We start from the raw sequence: 3163 nt of genomic DNA on the forward strand, positions 1-3163 counted from the left end.
AAAATTTTAGACCCGGCCACCAAGCGTCGAGCCGTGGACATGCTCATGACGGTCATGGGCATGTCGCAACGGTTCGCGTGCAAGGTCGTCGGGCTGAACCGATCCACCTGCCGTCGGCTGCCCGCCTCGACCAGCCCGGCCGACCCGGACGCGGTGTTGCGGGCCTGGTTGCGGTCCTACGCGATGAAACACCCAGGCCACGGTTTCCGCCGTGCCTGGGCCGCGCTGCGGTTCGACGAGGGCCGCGGGGTGAACACCAAGAAGGTCCACCGGCTCTGGCGCGAGGAAGGACTACAGGTCCGCGAGCATCACCCGCGCAAGCGCGCCGGGGTGTCGTCGGTGCCGCCGATCGAGGCCGACGCACCGAAGGTGGTGTGGGCGTTGGACTTCCAGTTCGATTCCACTGTGGACGGGAGGGCGGTGAAGATCGCGTCGATGATCAACGAACACACCCGCGAATCACTACTGCACGTGGTGGAGCGATCGATCACCGCCGAACGCCTGGTCGCCGAGTTGGAGAAGGTGTTCGCCACGACAGGTGGCCCACCACGGGTGTTGCGGATGGACAACGGTCCCGAGATGATTTCCCATGCCCTGCAACGGTTTTGCGCCGACAGGGTCGGGATCTCCTATATTCCGCCTGGTACTCCGTGGAACAACGGGTTCATCGAATCGTTCAACCGCAGGTTGCGGACCGAGTGCTTGAACCGCAACCACTGGACCAGCCTGCTCGAGGCCCGAGTGGTGATCGGTGACTTCAAAGCCGACCACAACCTACGGCACCGGCATTCCGCGCTGGGCTACCGAACACCGGCGGAGTACGCTGCCGCCTGCGCCCACACCCACCACCCGGTGACCTGCGGGACCAACCGAACACCGAACGACATCACCTGGCTCTGATCCCGGGTGGACTCGTCATCGGGGACCGCTCACAAGTTGATCAAACCCCGCGCGCCGTGGCGCACGGTCGATCACGTCGAGCTGGCCACCGCCGAATGGGTGGACTGGTTCAACCACCGGCGCCTCTACCGGCATTGCGGGGACATACCACCCGCCGAGATGGAGGCCGCCTACTACGCTCAGAACCCAGCCCAGCGAACCGCCGGGCTGTCACACCAGTAAGTCTCCGGACTCACCGGGACGGTTCAATCCGCTTCTTCGCCGAGGCCAGTTCATCGGCCTCCACACTCGGCACACCTTCACGAACTCCCGCATCGATGAGCACCTGCGCCTTCCATCGGAACAATGTGGCAGGCGAAATACCCGTTTCAGCCGCGACCTCGGCGACGGGCTCACCCGCCCGCAGCCGAGCACACACCTGCCGCCGCAACGACGGCGCAAAGGATTTCGGCATCATGACCTCCTACGGGTCAGTCTGCCTCGACTCTCACAACCGCGGTCTCCCGACCGGGGGCCAGATCACCCGGACCGAACCACGGGGTCCCGTCAGGGGCGATCAGCCGTCGCAGCGGATCATCCGCACGAGGAGCTCCGCTGTTTACGTGGTCTGGTGTTGTCGACCAAGTAGCTTCTCGATGTCCGCGCCGCAAAAGCGTCGTCGATGGTAGTGCGGATGCTGGCCGCACTCGTTGGATACCTGACATAACGCGCGTATCCGAGGTCGTTCCCGTTTACGTCTCGCTCGATGTTGTCACCTACGCGTGGGGGCAAACTTGTACCTTCCACCGCCACACTGGGCAACTCGATTGCAAGCAGTCCGTTCACACTACTGTGTTTGCTGGCACGCAGCGACGAGTAGACCTCCCAGTCTACGTATCGGCGTGCCCAGGTACATTTGCCTACGAGGACGATCGTGACAGTGGAGTCGCCGAGGTAGTCCTGACGGATCCTGCGCATGATGTATTCGGTGTCATCACTGTCGATGAAGTCGTCCTCATCGGTGACACCAATTGTCTTGGCGATGAATTCGGACCCGAATGAGTCGAGGAACGTAGCCACCTCGTCTGTGTCTTCCGCATGATACGAGATGAAGCACTTGTGCCGAGATGGGTCGGCCTTGCGCGCTGCGGCATGTTGGGCGACAGCGAGCAGTTGCCGCTGACTGTAATGACTCACTGGGACTCCTTATGTCTAGTGAAAGGCGTGGTGAGTGTAAACCGGGCGTCCGACAATCTTCGGATGCAGATCCGCTCCGGAACTGACCACTCGTAGCATCCAGTCCCGCCTCACCCCGCACTACCGTCGCTACCACGTCCGGAATCATGGAGAACCGTAACCTGGCCGCGCCCGGCGCGAACCCATTTGACGTCGACAGCGGAGTTGACGGGACCCCGTGGATCGGTCCAGGTTCTGTGAGAGTCGGTTATCGGTGTGTGCAGGTCGCAGCGTATCCGGCCGGGGTGCGGTAGCCCAGTGCGGAATGTCTGCGGTGGTGGTTGTATTCGGATTTCCAGTCGCTGATCACGACCCGAGCCTGGGTGATCGACCAGAAACTGTTGATGTTGAGGCATTCGTCGCGCAGTCGGCCGTTGAACGATTCGATGTAGCCGTTGCGCCAGAGCTGCCCGGGTGGGATGAAGGCCAGGCCGACGCGTTCACCGGCCCAGTCCGCCATCGCCGAGCAGGCCAGTTCCGGTCCGTTGTCGCACCGCAACGCCGCCGGGTAGCCGCGGACGGTGGCGATGCGGTCGAGTTCGTCGATGAGCCGGTCGGCGGTGATCGAGCGTTCCACCAGCCCACCGAGGCATTCGCGGGTGTGTTCATCGATGATCGAAACGATCTTCACCGGCCGACCGTCCTCGGTGGCGTCGAACTGGAAATCCACCGCCCAGACCCGGTTCGGGGCGTCCGCGCTCAGCGTGGTGACGGTCGAGTCGCCGAGGCGTTTGCGGCGGCGCCGCTGCGGCACCCGCAAGCCTTCCTCACGCCAGAGTCGTTGGATCTTCTTGTGATTCACCGCCCAGCCCTCCCCGCGAGCCTGGTGATAGGCGCGCCGGAACCCCTGTCGTGGATGGGATTTCACCCAATCCCGAAGCCATGCCCGCAGCCCGGCATCGGGGTCGGTGACCGCCTGGCTCGCACGGGGGCGGCGTTGAGTACTGCGATGCTGCCCGGTCACCCGACACGCCAGACGTTGACTCATCCCGAACAGACGTTGCAGATGAGCCACCGCGGCGCGTCGCCGTTCCGGGTCTAGAAGTTT

4 protein-coding genes and 1 pseudogene are annotated in these 3163 nt (G+C 63.5%); 2 read left to right on the top strand and 3 right to left on the bottom strand.

Annotation, left to right across the window (positions count from 1 at the left end):
- Window positions 1-900, top strand: a 900-nt coding sequence (locus ON30_RS28015) for an IS3 family transposase (protein ID WP_157183867.1), incomplete at its 5' end; no start/stop codon positions are given.
- A 33-nt stretch (window positions 901-933) separates the two neighbouring features.
- A pseudogene (locus tag ON30_RS28020) lies at window positions 934-1122 on the top strand (IS3 family transposase); the annotation flags it as partial.
- A gap of 10 nt (window positions 1123-1132) precedes the next feature.
- On the opposite strand, the gene ON30_RS37890 reads toward ON30_RS28020, so the two are convergent.
- From ON30_RS37890 to ON30_RS28025, 3 genes are all read right to left on the bottom strand, one after another.
- A complete protein-coding gene (locus ON30_RS37890) occupies window positions 1133-1357 on the bottom strand; it encodes a transposase (protein ID WP_245554255.1) in 225 nt (74 codons plus the stop codon).
- 116 nt (window positions 1358-1473) lie between these two features.
- On the bottom strand, window positions 1474-2076 hold the full coding sequence (locus ON30_RS37895) for a TIR domain-containing protein (protein ID WP_083911719.1): 603 nt from the start codon (window positions 2074-2076) through the stop codon (window positions 1474-1476).
- A 247-nt stretch (window positions 2077-2323) separates the two neighbouring features.
- Window positions 2324-3163 (bottom strand): IS3 family transposase (locus ON30_RS28025; RefSeq protein WP_083911720.1); only part of this gene is annotated, 840 nt, incomplete at its 5' end.

It is taken from the genome of Nocardia takedensis NBRC 100417 (genome assembly GCF_000308695.1).
GTDB classification, from domain to species: Bacteria; Actinomycetota; Actinomycetes; order Mycobacteriales; family Mycobacteriaceae; genus Nocardia; species Nocardia takedensis.

Excerpts from the sequence above, each read along its gene's own strand:
- ON30_RS37890 (WP_245554255.1), bottom strand. The coding sequence starts at position 1,357 with ATGATGCCGAAATCCTTTGCGCCGTCGTTGCGGCGGCAGGTGTGTGCT.